The sequence below is a fragment of the Pseudomonas sp. R5-89-07 genome (assembly GCF_003851685.1).
In the GTDB taxonomy this organism is placed as follows: Bacteria; Pseudomonadota; Gammaproteobacteria; order Pseudomonadales; family Pseudomonadaceae; genus Aquipseudomonas.
The window spans coordinates 1,363,216-1,382,534 of sequence record NZ_CP027727.1 but is presented as its reverse complement, the minus strand read 5'-3'; the positions used below and the strand labels follow the sequence as shown (position 1 = coordinate 1,382,534).

Sequence of the window (19,319 nt, the reverse complement as noted above, 5' to 3'; positions counted from 1 at the left end):
ATGGCGTCATAGAAAGCCATAGAACAGCTACCTATTGATTAACGCCAAGCCCTATTTAGACTCAAGTTTCATGACGCGAAACAGCACATCAAGATGACGAGCCATATTATCAATATTTGCCGACGCCACCGACGCCAACTCTTCAGCTATCAAGATATTCAGGTTTTCCGACCCTACAATTACCGTCACGCTATCCACCGGCAACGGCGAAATATCCAGCGTGAACTTCTGCAGTACCCGAGCCGCCGCCGCTTTATACGTCAGCAACTTCCCTGCCACGGAATACACCGCCAGCAAGGTCCCGCTGGCGAGGTAAAAGCCGAACTCGCCAATCTCGTACTCATCGTCGCCGTCGAACAGCGCGGCCATGCGGAGTTGGCGTTCGCCCAGGTCTTCGTAATCCACAATGGCGACCCGTTGGCGCTCATCGCGCAAGGCCTCTTCCGTGCCGTCGGGGTTGTAGCGGCCGGTACCGGCGCCGATGTGGGTGATTTCGCCTTTGAGGCCCTGATTCTTTGCCTGCAGCACTTCATCCAAACCCTTGGAGGTGAAGCGCACCAGGCGCGTGATGTCATCTGTCATGGCTGCGCCCTGAGGTCGTAGTCGTTAATGGTGTGGTGCCGGGCAACCCCGGCACCGTTTAGCCGGGCGCCAAGCCCGAGTTCCGGCAGCACGCCTTCAAGCAGCAGCTCGCCATCGCTCAGGGGGATATGAGCGGCGCTGTTGAGGGAGAACGCACCGTGTAGCTTCACTTCGGGCAAGGCGCCGGGAGGGCTGTCTTCGCCGATGCTCAACCCAGGATCAGCCGCGCCGGCCAGTCGCAGGCCCTGGGTGGTTTCATGCACGACGGTAATCGTGGCCTGGTCCCGCTCGCTCTTGGCTGCGTTGATGCGACGGATCAGCCGGTTGTGATCGCCACTGGACCAACTGCGCCCAATGATCGCCTGCACGTCGAAGGTATAAGGTGTGCCGATTGGCCGCTGCTGATACCAGGCGCTGATATTGGGGGTGAAGCCCAGTGACTCCACGGCATAACTCAAGGCCTTGGGCGTGCCGGCCTGGCGCTGGATCTGCCAGGACAAGGCCACGGTCAGGCGCTTTTCCGATTCGCTGGCGTCGGCATCCCATTCGCTGACACCCCGGTCGGCGGCCAGGTAAGGCAGAAATTCGCTGGGGGTTTGCAATGGGTTCATCAGCGCTGGAAACGGCGGCGTGACTCGCTCAAGCAATTTGCCGAAACCCAGGTCCAGAGCCTTTTCCAGCGGTGAACTGTTGGCCGGCAACAAACTCGCGTCGGATTCACTCATAGCGTACGCACCTCCACCTCGACACCCGTGCAATACGGGGCCTGGAACGCACTGCTGACAATCGGCACCAGCGGTTCAAGGATTTGCAGCTGCGCCGCCCCTGCACTGTGGATGGCGTAGTCGATCCAGCTGGGGTCGACGCGCCCTTCCAGGCGATGACAGGAATCAGCGTAGTTTTGCAGCAGCTGCTGCGCCGCCACCTGGGTCAGGCCCGAGTCCGGGCCGGCGTTGATCTTGGCGATGACGCGGATCTTGTAAGGCTGAATCTGTGCGCCCTGGACCGCGACCAGATCGGTTTCCGGCCGTACATCGGGCCGTGCGAAATGTCGTCGTACACCGTCAAGCAAATCCGCAGACGGGGTACCGTCGCCCTCACGAGACAGCACGGTGACCATCACCTCGCCGGGCGCGGTGCGGCGGCCATTGCCATCCTTGACCTGAGCCGCATAGCCGTCCGGGTCGAAGGTGTAGTTGACCGTCACCACACCCGGCGATGCGCTCTGAACCTTTACGGTGGGTCGCTCGCCGAGGGTGAATACTTCGCGGCGATACTGCATCCGCGAGCCCGCGGCCGGAGCGTGGGGTGCCAGGTAGTAACGCAAGCGGGCGTCGTCGTCGCTTTCCAGCGTCGGCGGCACGGGCGGGAAAGCCGCCGGGTCGCCGGGATCGAGCACTTGGCGTTCCAGGCCCATGTCCGCCAGGCGCGCATCCAGGTTGCTGCCGGTCGCCCACCACGCCAGCATCTGCTTGATACGCGCATTGTATTTACGCTCGTGGGTTTGCAAGCGCACGCAAAACGCCTCAAGCGCCAATGTCAGTAGCTCACTTTCGTTGTCGAGGCTGACTTTGAGTTTTGCCGCGCTTTGCGGCGCCCGGGTGGCGACGTAATCGACCACGAACGTCTTGAATTCGGCCAACAGCGGCTCGAACTCATCGACCGCGATAATCGCCGGCTCGGCCAGCTGGTTCTGGCCAGGGATCAGCATGCTCATGTCACGACCTCAAAGGATTGTTGGCGGTTTTTCCAGGTGCCGGCAAAACGCAGCAGCAGCCCGGCGCCCTGGCGGGTGGCAACGATGACCTGGGGCTGAAAGTCGCCGATGCCGTTCTGCGCGTTATAGAACGCCTGGGCGGCATGGCTCTGGGCGAGCAGCAGCAGGTCATCGCCAAGGTTTTGCCCGAGCAGCTGCGGAATCAGCGAGCCATACAGCGGACGCTTCTGCCGCGTACCGATGGGTGTGGTCAGCGCTCGGGTGGCGCGCTGCACGAATTGCAGCCAGTCATCGACGGCTGCCCCGGTGTTGCGATCGATACCGATCATGGGATGTCCTTGTCACGGGCTGATGACCCGACCCTGTTGGTCTATCACCGGGCCGCTGAAGTGAGCACCGCCAGCATCCAGCAGCAATGCGGTGCCACCGATCTGCAGCGTGATGCCCTGCGGATTGAGGGTCAGGCTGGCGGCGCCGACCTTGAGGTCGACCTGCTCGCGGGAGCCGCTGAACGTCGTCGGCCCATTGGCCCAGTTGAAGGTGTGACTGGCGTCGTCGTAATCGCTTTGCGTGCCGTCTTGATGGCGCCGCCGGGTCAACGAGGGAACAGTGGAGACCGGCGGAAAAAGACTACTGTTGAGGCCGAACAAAGCCACGGACTGCGAGCCCCCTTCCCCACCGCCGTAGTTGAGCAGCAGGCATTGTTCGCCTACTGAAGGGATACGGGTTTCGGTTTGCGCACCGGCGCTGGGGTTGAAAAAGCGGATAGCCGGCGTCAGCAACTCACCGTGGCTGACCCTGCAGGTATTGCTGGCGGCGTCGACCTGCTGGCAAACGCCAATCCGGCAGAAGCTTTCAGCGCGCCGGTAGAGGTCTTCGAGCTGGGCTTCCATCTCCGCCAGGCGCTCGACGATAGGCCCCAGTTGCATACGTAACAGCGCGTCGAACATGGGCTACTCCGCCAGTGGCTTGTATTGGTCGGGGTCGTCGATGCTCAAGACGTCCCAGGTGCAGGCGAACAGCGGTTGGCCTGTAGGATCGTTGAGCAACGCAGGTCCGAGGTAGAGGGTTTGGGTGAAGGACACAGTCCAGGTGTCATAGTCCGTTGCCGCTGCAGTGCGCATAGAGGGCGCAGCTACAATGTTCGCGGGCAAATCGCACTGGGACTGAGGCAGGTTCCAACGGTTATCCAGCACCAGGTCCATCAACTGGCTGGCCAGGTCGCAGGCATCGAACGGCAATGCACCGGGGGCAACCATGGCCTTGAGCGAAATGCTCAGGACGTGGGCCTTGCGTCCTTCGCGGGAACGAATGCCCGGGCCGTTACCTTCAACCGCGACCATCACGCCGGTGTTTTCCCCGTCGCCCTGGAAGTCCTGGTGGCTACCGACCCTGAGGTCCGGGAAGGCCGCATGCAGCGCCACGCCGATGGCTTGGGGCAGTTGGGATGGCTTTTCGATAAAGGTCATGTGAGTAGCGTCCTTGCGATTACTGCGGGTCCTGGCGGGAACCTTGGTTGATCCCGATGCGCTTGGCCGCCCAGCGCTCATAAAGGCCGATGGCCACGTCTGCACCGGCCATGGCGGTGAGGCAGCCAATGGCGCCGGCGGTCCAGATCGACATACCGGCGGCGTAACACAGCATCAAGGCCGAGACCCCACATACCATGCACGCCCCGGAGCGCAGTGCCAGGCGCCGAATCAGCGACCAGCCGCGGGCGCCCTCCTTGTCGGCCCGCCACATTTCACCGGAAACCCCGCCGATCAAGGCCAATATGATCACCAGCCAGATGGGCATTTCCGCTAACGCTTGTTGTTCGTTTGTCATGTCACGCCTCCTGGCTGAGCACTGATAGTCCGTTTTTTTCAATTGCACATACTTCGATAGGTAGGCATTCCAAAAAGCCCGGTTGCCCGGGCTTTTCAGTAATGATGTCCTCGGACTGTCGGCGCTACTGGCGCGGTACGGTCCTTTCCTCAATGTTTTTCCGACCACGATCCCTGTCTGCCGGATAACTGCTTCTGGTGCTTTACGCTGCACACCCGGGTCAGTTGCCAACCCTCTGAACCGTCAAGGCCGGTTCATCGCTGCCTGTTTTTGAAGCGGTACTACTAAAGAGCGTCGGCATCCTTGCCGGTGTTGCCTGGCATCCCTGCCATCGCTTCGATGGCGTCCTTGCCGGTATTGCGTGCCTTCCTTGTCTTCCTTGGCAGCATCCTTGCCGCCTCCACCAGGCCTTGTTGGCTGGCTTGAGATGAAGAATATGCATGTATGCATATACAGTCAATGCGTAAATGCATTTATTTTGGCTATTGAAATGCGCCAGCGCATAGAAGGCCAGCAGCCACAGGGGTTGCCGGTTTTTTAAAGCCGAAAAAAAACCCGCTCGATGGCGGGCTTTGTCTTACGTAAGGAGGTTACCGGGCGTACATGCCCCACCAAAACACATGACCGAGGATGCTGATCTGCTCATCCTGGATATCCTGGAAGCTGTAGTCTTCATCCGGATGCTCATCGCGATTGAAGCTGCGCAGGCGAATCCCGGAAGGCAGGCGGTAGAGCTGTTTAACCCGCAGCTGGCCATTGTGGTTGATGGCATAGAGGTCACCATCGACGATGTCACCAATCCCGCTCTTGCCGGCATTGACCCCCACCGTCGCGCCATCGCGCAGCACCGGTAACATACTGTTGCCACGCACCGTCACGCACTTGGCCTGATCGAACTGCACGCCGTTGTGCCGCAGGCTGCGCTTTCCAAAGCGCAGGCTGGCCTTTTCGCTTTCCTCGATGACGAATCTTCCTGATCCAGCAGCCAATTCAACCTCGCGCAGAAAGGGGATCGACACCTCGTCATCATTAACGGGCGTGTCGTCGTCCCACAGGCTTATGTCCTTGAGTTCCGAATGCATCGGGTCGCGCCCATCATCGCGCAAAGCCCCAACAGCTGCGCGCCCGCGCAGGTAATCGGTGCTCACGCCAAAGTACTCGGCAATGCGAGAGATGTGTTTGTCCGACGGATCAACGATCTTGCCGCTGAGGATCCGGGACAGGGTGGATTGAGGCACGCCAGTGCGCCGATGAAGCTCCGTGGGAGAGATTCGGTCGCGATCCAGCAGCTCTTTCAAGACGATAGAAACGTTGCGTTTTTGCATAAAGCGGATAGTGACGAGAGTTTTTGAGCTTTGCAAATGCTAAATCGCATATTTATGCATTAAACAGCCGATTCCGATGAGCCTGAAACAAAATACTGTATATACGAACAGTTAATCTACCTCTATTATCTCGTGCAGCTCGATATACCCAAAGCGCAACGGGATGTAACAGGGCACAGATTGACAGTCGCCCTTGCTTATCGACAATTCAGGGCCTATGTATAAAGCTCTGTAATAACTTAGCCAGCAACGCCGGAGGTGCTCATGGCTTATTCAGCTCTAGCTGTCGCTAACGCCTTCATTGAACGCGCGAAGGAAGGCAAGCTTTCAGGCCTGACGCCAATGAAGCTGCAAAAACTGCTGTTCTATACCCAGTCCTGGCACCTGCGCGAGCGGGATCAACCGCTTATGGATGACCACTTTGCCCGCTGGCAATATGGCCCGGTGATTCCATCGCTGTACCATGAGTTGAAATCTTACGGTAATCGCCCGGTGACGTCGCTGCTCAGCAACCTGAAGCCCGACGCCGAAGACGTTGTCTTCGTTACACCGAGGGTTCCTGAAAGCGATACCTACACCCATCGTTTGATTGACCGGATCATTAACAAATACGGCAAATGGTCTGGCACTCAACTGTCCAACCTTTCGCATGAGGACGGCACAGCCTGGGCCCTCAAGGGCGCCGACGGTTCCGCCATTGACTGGGAAGACATGGCAGCACTCATTCATCCAAAGAGCCGCATCCGTGAGTGAAGAACTCGACAATCTGGAACTCACCCTGCCCCCCGTGGCAGGGCCTGACCAGGACTCCCAAGCCGGTGGCGAGCAAGCCATAGGCACCGACGATGAAAGAAACCAGAATCTGAAAGACCAGAAAGCCGAAAGGCAGTTGCGCAAGAAATATGCGGGACGCGCCTTTTGGTTTGCTGCCTGCGGCGTGATCTTCTGGGCAGTCCTCCTGGTATGGAATGGCTGGTCGACGTATTACTCCGGTAAAGCGCCGTTCTCGGATAACGTATTGATGGCCATCACCACTGCAACTTCGATCAATCTGTTTGCGGCTTTCCTTGGGGTTATCAGAGGTTTGTTCCCTGCCAGCGGCCGCAGGTCAAAGTAAAGCCTCTACAGACGGCACTTCATGCACCTTTAATGCACAGCCGCTTTTCTTCCCGCGTAGTACCTGGTTTTTTTGCAACCTGCGAACCCTCGACCTTGCGTGTTAACCTTGCCGCCATCGCAAAAAATGCTGGGCCAAGCGCCCCCTTTGCCCCATCACTTTCAACGAACTTGCCTATTACCCAATGAGTAAAAACACCTCCGATCTATCCTCCCACACCCCGATGATGCAGCAGTACTGGCGCCTGAAGAACCAGCACCCTGATCAGTTGATGTTCTATCGCATGGGCGATTTCTACGAGATCTTCTATGAGGATGCGAAGAAGGCCGCCAAGTTGCTGGACATCACCTTGACCGCCCGCGGGCAGTCGGCGGGGCAGTCGATTCCGATGTGTGGGATTCCTTACCATTCGCTGGAAGGGTATCTGGTTAAGCTGGTGAAACTGGGCGAGTCGGTGGTGATCTGTGAGCAGATCGGCGACCCGGCGACCAGCAAGGGGCCGGTGGAGCGGCAGGTGGTGCGCATTATTACACCGGGCACGGTGAGTGATGAGGCGCTGCTCGATGAGCGCCGCGATAACTTGATCGCGGCGGTTCTGGGTGATGAGCGTTTGTTCGGACTGTCGGTACTGGATATCACCAGCGGCAATTTCAGCGTGCTGGAGATCAAGGGCTGGGAGAACCTGCTGGCGGAGTTGGAGCGTATCAATCCGGTGGAGCTGCTGATCCCGGACGATTGGCCCAAGGACCTGCCGGCAGAGAAGCGACGTGGGACCAAGCGGCGTGCGCCGTGGGATTTCGAGCGCGATTCGGCACTGAAAAGTCTGTGTCAGCAATTCTCCGTGCAGGACCTCAAGGGCTTCGGCTGTGAGACCTTGACCTTGGCCATCGGCGCGGCCGGCTGCTTGCTCAGTTATGCCAAGGAAACCCAGCGCACTGCCTTGCCACACTTGCGCAGCCTGCGCCATGAGCGTCTGGACGATACCGTGGTACTGGACGGCGCCAGCCGTCGCAACCTGGAACTGGATACCAACCTGGCGGGCGGGCGTGACAACACCCTGCAGTCGGTGGTCGACCGCTGCCAGACCGCCATGGGCAGCCGCCTGCTGACCCGTTGGCTGAACCGTCCATTGCGCGATCTGAGTGTGCTGCAGGCGCGTCAGTCGTCCATTACCTGCCTGCTGGACGGCTATCGCTTTGAAAAGCTGCAGCCGCAGTTGAAAGAAATCGGGGACATAGAGCGCATCCTGGCGCGAATCGGCCTACGCAATGCGCGCCCACGTGATCTGGCGCGCCTGCGTGATGCCCTCGGTGCTCTGCCACAACTGCAGGCGGCGATGACCGAGCTGGACACTGCGCACCTGCAACAGCTGGCCGCCACCGCCGGCACCTATCCGGACCTCGCGGCGCTGCTGGAAAAGGCCATTATCGATAACCCGCCGGCGATCATCCGTGATGGCGGTGTTCTGAAAACCGGCTACGACAGTGAACTGGACGAACTGCAATCGCTGAGCGAAAACGCCGGGCAATTCCTGATTGACCTGGAGGCGCGGGAAAAAGCCCGCACTGGGCTGGCCAACCTTAAGGTCGGCTACAACCGTGTGCACGGCTACTTTATCGAGCTGCCAAGCAAGCAGGCCGAATCCGCGCCTATCGACTATCAACGTCGCCAGACCCTCAAAGGCGCCGAGCGCTTTATCACCCCAGAGCTCAAAGCGTTCGAAGACAAGGCGCTGTCGGCCAAGAGCCGTGCCCTGGCGCGGGAAAAAATGCTCTATGAAGCCTTGCTCGAAGACTTGATCAGCCGCCTGGCACCGCTGCAAGACACCGCAGCCGCCCTGGCGGAGCTGGATGTGCTGAGCAACCTTGCGGAACGTGCGCTGAACCTGGATTTGAACTGCCCGCGGTTTATCAGCGAACCGTGCATGCGCATCGTGCAGGGACGCCATCCGGTGGTAGAGCAGGTGCTGACCACGCCGTTCGTCGCCAACGACCTGTCGCTGGACGACGATACCCGCATGCTGGTGATTACCGGTCCGAACATGGGCGGTAAATCGACCTATATGCGCCAGACTGCATTGATCGTGCTGCTGGCACACATCGGCAGTTTCGTGCCGGCGGCCAGTTGCGAGCTGTCCCTGGTGGACCGGATTTTCACCCGGATCGGCTCGAGCGACGATTTGGCCGGTGGGCGCTCGACGTTCATGGTGGAAATGAGCGAGACCGCCAACATTCTGCATAACGCCACCGACCGCAGCCTGGTGCTGATGGACGAAGTGGGGCGCGGCACCAGCACGTTCGACGGCTTGTCGCTGGCATGGGCGGCGGCCGAGCGCCTGGCACATTTGCGCGCCTATACGTTGTTCGCTACCCATTACTTCGAACTGACCGTCTTGCCGGAAAGCGAGCCACTGGTAGCCAACGTGCATCTCAATGCCACCGAGCACAATGAGCGCATTGTGTTTCTGCACCATGTGCTGCCGGGCCCGGCCAGCCAGAGCTACGGCTTGGCGGTCGCACAGTTGGCCGGCGTGCCGACGGATGTCATCACCCGCGCCCGCGAGCACCTCAGCCGTCTGGAAACCACGGCGCTGCCCCATGAAACCATGGTCGCCAGCCCTGCCAAGGCCAGCAAAAAAACCGCCGCGCCGCACCAGAGCGACCTGTTCGCCAGCCTGCCTCATCCGGTACTGGATGAGTTGGCTAAGCTTGATCTGGATGACGTGACGCCGCGCAAAGCGCTCGAAATGTTATATGCACTGAAGACTCGGATATAACGCAGACGCTTGCAAGCTGGTAGACTCTCGCGCGGTTTGGGATGCTGTGGGCTTTTAGCCGGGCCTGCAGACTATCGCTCCCGAACCTCGCGAGCCCTGCCATAAAGGGTTTCGCTGCCGCCGCCTGAGGAGAAAATTAGAAATGACCTTCGTCGTCACCGACAACTGCATCAAGTGCAAATACACCGACTGCGTAGAAGTGTGTCCGGTGGACTGCTTCTACGAAGGCCCGAATTTCCTGGTCATCCACCCGGACGAGTGCATTGACTGCGCCCTGTGTGAGCCAGAATGCCCGGCCGTTGCGATTTTCTCCGAGGACGAAGTCCCGGCAGAGATGCAGGAATTTATTCAGTTGAATGTTGAGCTGGCGGAAATTTGGCCGAACATCACCGAGCGCAAAGACCCGATGCCCGATGCAGCGGAGTGGGACGGCAAAAAAGGTAAGATTGCACACCTCGAACGCTGATAGCGTCGTCGCCCTATAAAAAGGCCCCTTGCGGGCCTTTTTGCGTTTCTATGTGGCCGGTTTCACTTTTCTACAGGCGAAAAAAGGGGCGGTATGACCCGCCCACATTTTTTCCCTAGTCCCTGTATTCCTTTTCATCATCCTGATGAATCGCATCCTGCGACATTCCTTCGAACCATCGTTCCTTGATGGCCGTGCCAATCCGTGGACACAGGGCTGATGTTAGAGAGTCCTGAAATAAGTTCAACGGCACCCAACTGGGCAACTGCCTGGCGCGGACGCTCAAGCAGCGTTAAATAATTGTTCTATTTCAAATGGTTAGAAACATCTCTCACGAATTCGAGGCGCTCATTCCCTGTAAAAAGCCCTAATACTTACGTAAAAGTAAGCGAATGCTTACATCAGTTATTGGGCAAAAGCGTAACAAGCCTAGCGTGCGCCTCCCTATACAGGAAGGATTCAGTCATCGCTGACCGTAATCGTCGGCATCGCAGGAGCAGCCGCTTCCTGCAGCACTATCCGAGCCCCCACATGGCGGGCCAGCTCCTGATAGACCATGGCAATCTGGCCATCGGGCTCGGCGGCCACGGTGGGCTTGCCGCCATCGGCCTGCTCACGGATCGCCATCGACAGCGGAAGAGAGGCCAGCAGTTCGACGCCATATTGAGTCGCCAGCTTCTCGCCTCCTCCCTCACCGAACAGGTGCTCGGCATGGCCGCAGTTGGAGCAGATGTGCACCGCCATGTTTTCCACCACCCCCAGCACCGGAATGTTGACCTTGCGGAACATCTCTACGCCTTTCTTTGCGTCCAGCAGTGCCAGGTCCTGAGGCGTGGTAACGATCACCGAGCCGGCCACCGGGACTTTCTGCGCCAGGGTCAGCTGGATATCACCCGTACCAGGCGGCATATCGATCACCAGGTAGTCCAAATCGCCCCAGGCGGTCTGGGTAACCAGTTGCAGCAGCGCACCGGACACCATCGGCCCGCGCCACACCATCGGGGTGTTATCGTCGGTGAGGAAGGCCATGGACATGACCTCCACGCCCAACGACTCGATGGGCACAAACCACTTCTGGTCCTTTACCTTCGGCCGTGTGCCTTCGGCAATGCCGAACATCACACCCTGGCTCGGGCCATAGATGTCGGCATCGAGGATACCCACACGGGCACCTTCACGGGCCAGGGCCAGGGCCAGGTTGGCGGCGGTGGTGGATTTGCCCACGCCGCCCTTGCCCGAGGCCACGGCAATCACATTCTTGACGTTAGCCAGGCCTGGGATCTGCGCCTGCGCCTTGTGCGGCGCGATCACGCATTGGATGTCGACCTGGGCCGAGCGCACCCCATCGAGGCCTTCGATGGCGATTTGCAGCATCTGCGCCCATCCCTTCTTGAACAGGCCGGCGGCATAGCCCAACTCAAGCTGGACCGATACCTGGTCACCCCGCACCTCGATAGCCCGTACACAACCGGCCGTGACCGGGTCCTGGTTCAAATAGGGGTCGGTGTACTGGCGAAGAACGGCTTCCACCGCTGCGCGATTGACGGCGCTCATGGGCAACTCCCGAAAAAGACTGACTGAAACAGGCGGCTATCCTAACCGTTCCAGGCCGCCAGCGGCATGCTTTTGCAGGTTGCGAAAATTCTGAAACAGCACCACGGGGTGAAATAAATTTCCCGGCGCTTTATAGTGGCCGACCTCCGTTTCATCAAGTAGCCGAGCCCCATGTCCGAGCCACGCAAGATCCTCGTCACCAGCGCCCTGCCCTATGCCAATGGTTCCATCCATCTTGGCCATATGCTTGAGTACATCCAGACCGATATGTGGGTGCGCTTCCAGAAGCACCGCGGCAACCAATGCATTTATGTCTGCGCGGACGACGCCCACGGTTCGGCCATCATGTTGCGCGCCGAAAAGGAAGGCATCACCCCGGAACAATTGATCGCCAATGTGCAGGCTGAACACAGCGCCGACTTTGCCGAGTTCCTGGTGGATTTCGACAACTTCCATTCGACCCACTCCGACGAAAATCGTGAGCTGTCGAGCCAGATCTACCTGCGATTGAAGGAAGCCGGGCACATCGACCAGCGGTCGGTCACCCAGTATTTCGACCCGGAAAAGAAAATGTTCCTGGCCGACCGTTTCATCAAGGGCACCTGCCCGAAATGCGGCACCGCAGACCAGTACGGCGACAACTGCGAAAAATGCGGCGCAACCTACGCACCGACTGACCTGAAGGATCCGAAGTCGGCGATCTCCGGCGCCACCCCGGTGCTCAAGGACTCCCAGCACTTCTTCTTCAAGCTTCCCGATTTCCAGCAGATGCTGCAAACCTGGACGCGCAGCGGCACCCTGCAGGACGCCGTGGCCAACAAACTCTCCGAATGGCTCGACAGCGGCTTGCAGCAATGGGATATCTCCCGCGATGCGCCGTACTTCGGCTTCGAAATTCCAGGCGAACCGGGCAAGTACTTCTACGTCTGGCTGGATGCGCCAATCGGCTACATGGCCAGCTTCAAGAACCTCTGCGACCGCACGCCGGAGCTGGACTTCGATGCGTTCTGGGGCAAGGACTCCACCGCCGAGCTGTACCACTTCATCGGCAAGGACATCGTCAACTTCCACGCGCTGTTCTGGCCGGCGATGCTCGAAGGTTCGGGTTACCGCAAGCCGACCGGCATTGCCGTGCACGGTTACCTCACCGTAAACGGGCAGAAGATGTCCAAGTCCCGCGGCACCTTTATCAAGGCGCGTACCTACCTGGACCACCTGTCGCCGGAATACTTGCGTTACTACTACGCGTCCAAGCTGGGCCGTGGCGTCGACGACCTCGACCTGAACCTGGAAGACTTCGTACAGAAGGTCAACTCGGACCTGGTCGGCAAGGTCGTCAATATCGCCAGCCGTTGTGCCGGGTTTATCCACAAGGGTAACGCGGGTGTACTGGTCGCTGAAAACGCTGCGCCGGAACTGACCGATGCATTCCTGGCGGCCGCACCGAGCATCGCCGACGCCTATGAAGCCCGTGACTTTGCCCGTGCGATGCGTGAAATCATGGGCCTGGCTGACCGTGCCAATGCCTGGATTGCCGACAAAGCGCCATGGTCGCTGAACAAGCAGGAAGGCAAAGAGGCTGAGGTTCAGGCGATCTGCGCCACTGGCGTCAACCTGTTCCGTCAGTTGGTGATCTTCCTCAAGCCGGTGCTGCCGCTGCTGGCCGCCGACGCAGAAGCGTTCCTCAACGTTGCGCCACTGACCTGGAACGACCACACCACGCTGCTCGGCAACCATCAGCTGAACGCGTTCAAGCCACTGATGACGCGCATCGACCCGGTGAAGGTCCAGGCCATGACCGACGCTTCGAAAGAAGACCTGGTCGCCAGCCAGACCGATACCGGCGCGACCGCGCCTGCAACTGACAGCGAGTTGGCCAAGGACCCGATCTGCGCTGAAATCGAGTTCGACGCCTTTGCCGCCGTTGACCTGCGGGTTGCACTGATCGTCAAGGCAGAAGCCGTGGAGGGTGCCGACAAGCTGCTGCGCCTGACCCTGGATCTGGGTGGCGAGCAGCGCAACGTGTTCTCCGGCATCAAGAGCGCCTACCCGGACCCGTCCAAGCTCGATGGCCGCCTGACCATGATGATCGCCAACCTCAAGCCACGGAAGATGAAATTCGGCATTTCCGAAGGCATGGTGATGGCGGCCGGCCCTGGCGGGGAAGAGATCTACCTGCTGAGCCCGGACAGCGGCGCCAAGCCGGGTCAACGCATCAAGTAAACCCTGCAAGATGCCCCGGCGTTTCGGCGCCGGGGCTTTTCAGCCTGCCTGCATCGGTGGGCCGGGCGTCAACGCTATGATCAAAGCATGAACCTCATTCAACGTATCGACGCGCTGCTACCGCAGACTCAATGCGGCAAGTGCGGGCACCCGGGTTGCAAGCCTTACGCCGAAGGCATCGCCAACGGCGAGGCAATCAACAAGTGCCCACCCGGCGGCCAGGAAACCATCGCCGGGCTTGCGCAATTGCTGCGCTTGCCGGTGCTGGCCCTGGATACCAGCCGCGGCGACGCGCCGGCACAGATCGCCTATATCCGTGAGGCCGAATGCATCGGCTGCACCAAATGCATCCAGGCTTGCCCTGTGGACGCCATCATCGGCGCCGCCAAGTTGATGCACACGGTGATTATCGACGAATGCACCGGTTGCGACCTGTGTGTCGCGCCCTGCCCTGTCGACTGCATAGAGATGCGCCCACTCGTGGAAGGTCTGCCTATCGTGGGCGGCCTGGCGGCTAGCGACGACGAACGGCGCGAACGTGGACTCAAACGCGACCGTGCGCGACGGCGTTTCGAGCAGCGCAACGCACGCCTGCAACGTGAGGAAGCCAATAAGCTCGCCGAACGCCTGGCCCGCGCTAAACGCACAACACCCGTGGCGGCAGCACAAGCCGATACCGCTGGGGATTCCGTGATCAAGCAAGCCAAAATCAGTGTCGCCATGAGCCGCGCTCAACTGCACAAGTCCCTGAAAGCGTTTGGGCACCCTCCGACCTTCGAGCAACAGTCGCAATTGATTGTCCTGCAACGGCAGTTCGAGGCCTCGGAGCGGGCGCTTGCAGCGCTGGAAGACAACAGCCCAGCGCTGCCGCCCCCGGCCATCAAGAGCCCTGAACTCAAGCGCGCGAAGATCCAACTGGCGATGCGCCGGGCCGAGCTGAAAAAGGCCCAGGATCAACAGGCTGATGAACAACAATTGGCACGCCTGAGCGCGGCGTTGAACGCCGCCGAGCAAACGTTGCATGATCTCGCAGCTGAGTGATGGAGACTCCTCCCACAGGGGATTACAGCTGATGCTGCGCTGTGTATTGCGATAATCAAGTCGACCGCCTGCAAGGAAACATCCACTCCTATGAATGCCGCCAAACGCCTGGAAATCTTCCGCCGGTTCCATGAAGACAATCCGGAACCCAAGACCGAACTGGCCTACTCCTCGCCGTTCGAGCTGCTGATAGCGGTGATCCTGTCGGCCCAATCCACCGACGTGGGCGTGAACAAGGCCACGGCCAAGCTATTTCCAGTAGCCAATACGCCGGAGGCGATTTATGCCCTCGGTGTGGAAGGGTTATCGGAGTACATCAAGACCATCGGCTTGTACAACAGCAAGGCCAAGAACGTGATCGAGACGTGCCGCCTGTTGATGGAGTTGCACGCCAGTGAAGTACCGCAAACCCGAGAAGCACTGGAAGCGTTGCCCGGAGTCGGCCGCAAGACCGCCAACGTGGTGCTCAATACCGCGTTCAGGCAGCTCACCATGGCCGTGGACACCCATATTTTTCGCGTCAGTAACCGAACCGGCATCGCTCGCGGCAAGAATGTGGTCGAGGTCGAAAGGCAGCTGATGAAGTTTGTACCCAAGCCCTATCTGCTCGACTCCCATCATTGGCTGATTCTTCACGGACGCTATGTCTGCCAGGCGCGCAAGCCACGGTGTGGCAGCTGCAGGATCGAAGATTTGTGTGAATACAAGGACAAGACATCTGACGATTGAGGATTACGGGCTTTTCTCTATCGGTCGATTGAAAAAATCTTTTTTACCCGTTCGTGGAATATCGTTATAAGGGGCGCCAACGGCAGTCTTAGCCTGGAGTGAACCTTATGAGCACTGGCAAAGAAGAACTGGAAGTCGATGACGACCTGGTGGAGTTGGAAGACGATGAGGCGCCAGCGCCCGTCGTAGAGGTGGCGAAGACCAATTTGAGCAAACGCCGGACTATCGACAACCTGCTTGAAGAGCGACGCTTGCAAAGACAGTTGGCCGATTACGACTTCGATCTTTGACCACCTGCCAGATGGCCGGAAGCCTCCCTGACGGAGGCTTTTTTGTGCCGGTTGTTACACACGTGTCGGAACGTTGAGCGCCCTCCTCACACCAGACCATTACGCTGGGCCAGTTCTATCAGGTCGACCAGAGAGCGGGCATTAAGCTTTAATAGCAGGCGCGTCTTGTAAGTGCTGACGGTCTTGTTGCTGAGGAACATGCCATCGGCAATCTCCTTATTGGTTTTGCCGCGGGCGAGCTGTTGCAGCACCATCATTTCCCGCCCGGACAAACGTTCAACCATGTCAGCTTCACTGGCGTTGCCCATGGTGGAGCGCACCGAGTTGAGCGCCTGGTTCGGGAAATAGCTGTAGCCGGAAAGCACTGCCTTGATGGCGCTCAGCAACTCGGTCAGGTCCTGCTGCTTGCACACATAGCCGGCGGCCCCGGCCTGCATGCAGCGCATGGAAAAGTGCCCAGGCGCCTGGGACGTCAGCACCAGCACCTTGAACGATACAGCTTGCTTGGTCGAGGCCAACCGGCAAATAACTTCAAGGCCATCAAGTTTGGGGATTCCAATATCCAGTATGACAATGTCCGGCATATGTTCCCGCGCAAGTTGCAACGCATCGACACCGTTATCAGTCTCGGCAACGACCTCATAACCATGACGTTCCATTAGCATGCGCACAGCAAGCCGAATGACGGGATGATCATCCACGATCAGCACTTTATTCATGAGAAAGTCCAATTTCGCTGTTCGAATTATTTAGAGAAAGCACAATAGCCTAGTCGTCTACTAGTTGGCATAGCGTTCCCCCCCAAGCAACAGCAGGCAGAGACCCAACCCACAACAAGATAGGAATTGACCTACAAAAATTCGCCAACTTGGATGTATTCAGCTTTATGGAGCCTTTCAGACTTTTCCCTGCCTGTACATATTTTGAATGAAATGTCCTCACTCCCAGGCATACTCGGTAAACGTGGCGCACAGGCCTTTCAGGAAATGCCCCTTGTACGCTACTGCGATCTAAATGAGGGGCTGAAAAAACCGTATCGACTTTAGTTCCATTTAACATATTTATTTACACTCCATTTTCCTACAGAAAATTCTATAAATTACATGTCCATTGCTCCTGCATGAGTGAAATTTCTTTAAGACATAGTTCCTATTCATATGTAAAAAACCTTTCCTTAGAAAAGCAAAAATTCGGAACCGGAAAAGTTTTCAAAGACGTGAAGCAAAATTCTTAAACACGTGTTAAACATTTGTAAACGCCGCCTTGATTAATGCTCCCATGGGTATATTCAGGGCAAAAAAAAAGCCCCTTGCATAAGGGGCTTTTTCACCACAGGCAAAACACTCAGAACAACTTGCGTCCTTTGTTGGCCGCGATGCGCATGCGCAAGGCGTTCAACTTGATGAAGCCTGCTGCATCCGCCTGGTTGTAGGCACCGCCATCTTCCTCGAAGGTCGCGATGTTGGCATCGAACAGCGACTCGTCGGATTTGCGACCGGTAACGATTACATTGCCCTTGTACAGTTTCAGGCGCACGACGCCGTTCACGTGGGCCTGGGAGGCGTCGATCATCTGCTGCAGCATCAGACGCTCAGGGCTCCACCAATAGCCGGTGTAGATCAGGCTGGCGTATTTCGGCATCAGCTCATCTTTGAGGTGAGCGACTTCGCGGTCCAGGGTGATCGATTCGATCGCACGGTGAGCGCGCAGCATGATGGTGCCGCCCGGTGTTTCATAGCAGCCACGGGACTTCATGCCCACGTAACGGTTCTCGACGATGTCGAGACGACCGATACCGTGTTCACCACCGATACGGTTCAGGGTCGCCAACACGGTGGCTGGAGTCATCTCGACGCCATCCAGCGCGACGATGTCGCCGTTGCGGTAGGTCAGTTCCAGGTACTGCGGCTTATCTGGAGCGTTCTCCGGGGAGACGGTCCATTTCCACATGTCTTCTTCGTGCTCGGTCCAGGTGTCTTCCAGCACGCCGCCTTCATAGGAGATGTGCAGCAGGTTGGCATCCATCGAGTACGGGGATTTCTTCTTGCCGTGACGCTCGATCGGGATCGCGTGCTTTTCAGCGTAATCCATCAGCTTTTCACGGGACAGAAGGTCCCATTCACGCCAAGGGGCGATCACTTTTACGCCGGGCTTGAGGGCGTAGGCACCCAGTTCGAAACGCACCTGGTCGTTGCCCTTGCCGGTGGCGCCATGGGAAATGGCATCGGCGCCGGTTTCGTTGGCAATTTCGATCAGGCGCTTGGCGATCAGCGGACGGGCGATGGAGGTACCCAGCAGGTACTCGCCTTCGTAGACGGTATTGGCGCGAAACATCGGATAAACGAAATCGCGGACGAACTCTTCGCGCAGGTCGTCAATGTAGATCTCTTTCACGCCCATGGCTTGCGCCTTGGCACGTGCAGGTTCGACCTCTTCGCCCTGACCCAGGTCAGCGGTGAAGGTCACCACTTCACAGTTATAAGTATCCTGCAGCCACTTGAGGATCACCGAAGTGTCCAGGCCGCCGGAATACGCGAGAACGACCTTGTTTACGTCGGCCATGCCATCACTCCACGGGGTTGTACGGAAAGGCGACGATTCTACCGATCAAAACCGCGAAATTACAGGGGCGCGACAGCAAATGAAGATAAAGCGACAGATTATGTCAAGCGCGCGACCGATGGTCGCACTTACGAGGTCGCTGCGGGGTTGCTCGGCGCAGTTGCTTGGGACGCTGGTTTCTCAGGCGCAGCCACGCGCTCAAGCTGCACGTTGACCCGACGGTTGCGGGCTCGGTTGGCGGCGTTGGTGTTGGGCGCCAAGGGGTAGCTTTCACCGTGAAACCGCAGGGTGACCTGCGATTCCTGGATGCCGTTGGCCTTGAAGTAGTCCATCACCGCCAGGGCTCGGCGTCGCGAGACATCACGGTTGGTCAGGCGGTTGCCGCTGTTGTCCGAGTGGCCGTTCAACTCGATGTGGTTCACGGTGGGGTCAGCTTTCATGAAAGCGACAATCACCGACAGCTTCTTCTTGGCTGCTGCATCCAGCTCAATGCCCCCCCCAGGGAAACCCACTTCCGTCTGCTTGACCTGATCGTAGTTCATCGGCAACAGCTTGGCCGTACATAGCTGATAGTCGTTGTAGGCCTTGTTGAACTTCACCGGCAGCAGGCGTATTTCCGAGTACCCCCCCTCGCGGCCGTAATGCCGTACGGTCGGGCTGCGGCCTTCGAGCAAGCCGGTGAACAGCCGCCCGGCCTGGGCCTGAGAGCTGTTGAACAACACATCGCCACTGCCCACGCGCACCGCACCGAGGTTGATATCACCGCGCCCCGGTTGCCAGGGCGCAGCGGCGGCCAACAACGTGGCGGAGCCGGCACCGAGCGAACCGTTATAGGCTTTCAGACGAAATGTCGCCTGCTCGCCCGCCCGACGCACGAACTCACCCGAGCCGAAATCGGTGATCGGCTGGGTCAGGCGGCATTCGAACTGATCGCCCTCCACCTTCCACTCAATATTTTCCAGACGTGTCTGGAACGTGAGGGCCATCGCAGGCAGGCTGGCGAACACACTGAGCAGGGCTAGATAATGCTGGCGCACGGGAGGCTCCACTGGTTTCTACAACACTTCAAAGCGTCATACATCGTTAAGGCATACCCAGTGCTATCGGTCG

Annotated in this window: 20 protein-coding genes; 8 read left to right on the top strand and 12 right to left on the bottom strand. The window is 58.6% G+C overall.

The genetic code is table 11. The features are described 5' to 3' along the window. Positions 1 to 51: 51 nt before the first annotated feature. From C4J94_RS06270 to C4J94_RS06235, 8 genes are all read right to left on the bottom strand, one after another. Positions 52 to 582, bottom strand: coding sequence for a hypothetical protein (locus C4J94_RS06270; protein ID WP_124385381.1), 531 nt, complete (start codon positions 580 to 582; stop codon positions 52 to 54). Beyond that, positions 579 to 1,307: a phage tail protein I gene (locus tag C4J94_RS06265; RefSeq protein WP_124385380.1), complete on the bottom strand. Its 729-nt coding sequence runs from the start codon at positions 1,305 to 1,307 to the stop codon at positions 579 to 581. The genes C4J94_RS06270 and C4J94_RS06265 overlap by 4 nt, the downstream gene beginning before the upstream one ends. Next, positions 1,304 to 2,299, bottom strand: a complete 996-nt coding sequence (locus tag C4J94_RS06260) for a baseplate J/gp47 family protein (protein WP_124385379.1) — start codon at positions 2,297 to 2,299, stop codon at positions 1,304 to 1,306. The genes C4J94_RS06265 and C4J94_RS06260 overlap by 4 nt, the downstream gene beginning before the upstream one ends. After that, positions 2,296 to 2,628 (bottom strand): phage baseplate protein, encoded by a 333-nt coding sequence (locus C4J94_RS06255; RefSeq protein ID WP_124385378.1) that lies wholly within the window; start codon positions 2,626 to 2,628, stop codon positions 2,296 to 2,298. The genes C4J94_RS06260 and C4J94_RS06255 overlap by 4 nt, the downstream gene beginning before the upstream one ends. 12 nt (positions 2,629 to 2,640) lie before the next feature. Further along, complete coding sequence (locus tag C4J94_RS06250; RefSeq protein ID WP_124385377.1) at positions 2,641 to 3,249, bottom strand: phage baseplate assembly protein V; 609 nt, start codon at positions 3,247 to 3,249, stop codon at positions 2,641 to 2,643. Positions 3,250 to 3,252: 3 nt separating this feature from the next. Further along, the gene (locus tag C4J94_RS06245) at positions 3,253 to 3,768 is read right to left on the bottom strand and encodes a hypothetical protein (RefSeq protein WP_124385376.1); all 516 of its coding nucleotides are present in this window, start codon (positions 3,766 to 3,768) and stop codon (positions 3,253 to 3,255) included. Between the two features lie 19 nt (positions 3,769 to 3,787). Then, positions 3,788 to 4,126 (bottom strand): phage holin family protein, encoded by a 339-nt coding sequence (locus C4J94_RS06240; RefSeq protein WP_124385375.1) that lies wholly within the window; start codon positions 4,124 to 4,126, stop codon positions 3,788 to 3,790. A 590-nt stretch (positions 4,127 to 4,716) separates the two neighbouring features. Further along, entirely contained in the window at positions 4,717 to 5,460 is a 744-nt protein-coding gene (locus tag C4J94_RS06235) for an XRE family transcriptional regulator (RefSeq protein ID WP_177413476.1), read from the bottom strand. Between the two features lie 255 nt (positions 5,461 to 5,715). Between C4J94_RS06235 and C4J94_RS06230 the strand changes: the two genes are divergently transcribed. From C4J94_RS06230 to fdxA, 4 genes are all read left to right on the top strand, one after another. Further along, on the top strand, positions 5,716 to 6,204 hold the full coding sequence (locus C4J94_RS06230) for a Panacea domain-containing protein (protein ID WP_124385374.1): 489 nt from the start codon (positions 5,716 to 5,718) through the stop codon (positions 6,202 to 6,204). Then, a complete protein-coding gene (locus C4J94_RS06225) occupies positions 6,197 to 6,568 on the top strand; it encodes a hypothetical protein (protein WP_124385373.1) in 372 nt (123 codons plus the stop codon). Before C4J94_RS06230 ends, C4J94_RS06225 begins: the two co-directional genes overlap by 8 nt. Before the next feature lie 184 nt (positions 6,569 to 6,752). Then, the gene (gene mutS / locus C4J94_RS06220) at positions 6,753 to 9,344 is read left to right on the top strand and encodes a DNA mismatch repair protein MutS (protein WP_124385372.1); all 2,592 of its coding nucleotides are present in this window, start codon (positions 6,753 to 6,755) and stop codon (positions 9,342 to 9,344) included. A gap of 142 nt (positions 9,345 to 9,486) precedes the next feature. Beyond that, on the top strand, positions 9,487 to 9,810 hold the full coding sequence (fdxA, locus tag C4J94_RS06215) for a ferredoxin FdxA (protein ID WP_124385371.1): 324 nt from the start codon (positions 9,487 to 9,489) through the stop codon (positions 9,808 to 9,810). A gap of 459 nt (positions 9,811 to 10,269) precedes the next feature. On the opposite strand, the gene apbC is transcribed toward fdxA, so the two are convergent. After that, complete coding sequence (apbC, locus tag C4J94_RS06210; protein WP_124385370.1) at positions 10,270 to 11,364, bottom strand: iron-sulfur cluster carrier protein ApbC; 1,095 nt, start codon at positions 11,362 to 11,364, stop codon at positions 10,270 to 10,272. A 171-nt stretch (positions 11,365 to 11,535) separates the two neighbouring features. On the opposite strand from apbC, the gene metG reads away from it, so the two are divergent. The 4 genes from metG (at position 11,536) to C4J94_RS06190 (ending at position 15,647) form a co-directional block, all read left to right on the top strand. After that, on the top strand, positions 11,536 to 13,587 hold the full coding sequence (metG, locus tag C4J94_RS06205) for a methionine--tRNA ligase (protein WP_124385369.1): 2,052 nt from the start codon (positions 11,536 to 11,538) through the stop codon (positions 13,585 to 13,587). An 87-nt stretch (positions 13,588 to 13,674) separates the two neighbouring features. After that, positions 13,675 to 14,628, top strand: a complete 954-nt coding sequence (gene rsxB, locus C4J94_RS06200; RefSeq protein WP_124385368.1) for an electron transport complex subunit RsxB — start codon at positions 13,675 to 13,677, stop codon at positions 14,626 to 14,628. Between the two features lie 90 nt (positions 14,629 to 14,718). Beyond that, entirely contained in the window at positions 14,719 to 15,357 is a 639-nt protein-coding gene (nth, locus tag C4J94_RS06195) for an endonuclease III (protein ID WP_124385367.1), read from the top strand. Positions 15,358 to 15,464: 107 nt separating this feature from the next. Continuing rightward, the gene (locus C4J94_RS06190) at positions 15,465 to 15,647 is read left to right on the top strand and encodes a PA3496 family putative envelope integrity protein (protein ID WP_124385366.1); all 183 of its coding nucleotides are present in this window, start codon (positions 15,465 to 15,467) and stop codon (positions 15,645 to 15,647) included. A gap of 86 nt (positions 15,648 to 15,733) precedes the next feature. On the opposite strand, the gene C4J94_RS06185 is transcribed toward C4J94_RS06190, so the two are convergent. The 3 genes from C4J94_RS06185 to C4J94_RS06175 all read right to left on the bottom strand — a co-directional run bounded on the left by C4J94_RS06185 (position 15,734) and on the right by C4J94_RS06175 (position 19,246). Next, positions 15,734 to 16,366 carry a response regulator transcription factor gene (locus C4J94_RS06185; RefSeq protein WP_003188986.1) on the bottom strand — a complete coding sequence of 211 codons (633 nt, stop codon included), beginning with the start codon at positions 16,364 to 16,366 and terminating at the stop codon, positions 15,734 to 15,736. Positions 16,367 to 16,991: 625 nt separating this feature from the next. Beyond that, entirely contained in the window at positions 16,992 to 18,209 is a 1,218-nt protein-coding gene (locus tag C4J94_RS06180) for an argininosuccinate synthase (RefSeq protein WP_065886002.1), read from the bottom strand. Between the two features lie 128 nt (positions 18,210 to 18,337). After that, positions 18,338 to 19,246, bottom strand: a complete 909-nt coding sequence (locus tag C4J94_RS06175; protein ID WP_124385365.1) for an OmpA family protein — start codon at positions 19,244 to 19,246, stop codon at positions 18,338 to 18,340. Between the last annotated feature and the right edge of the window lie 73 nt (positions 19,247 to 19,319).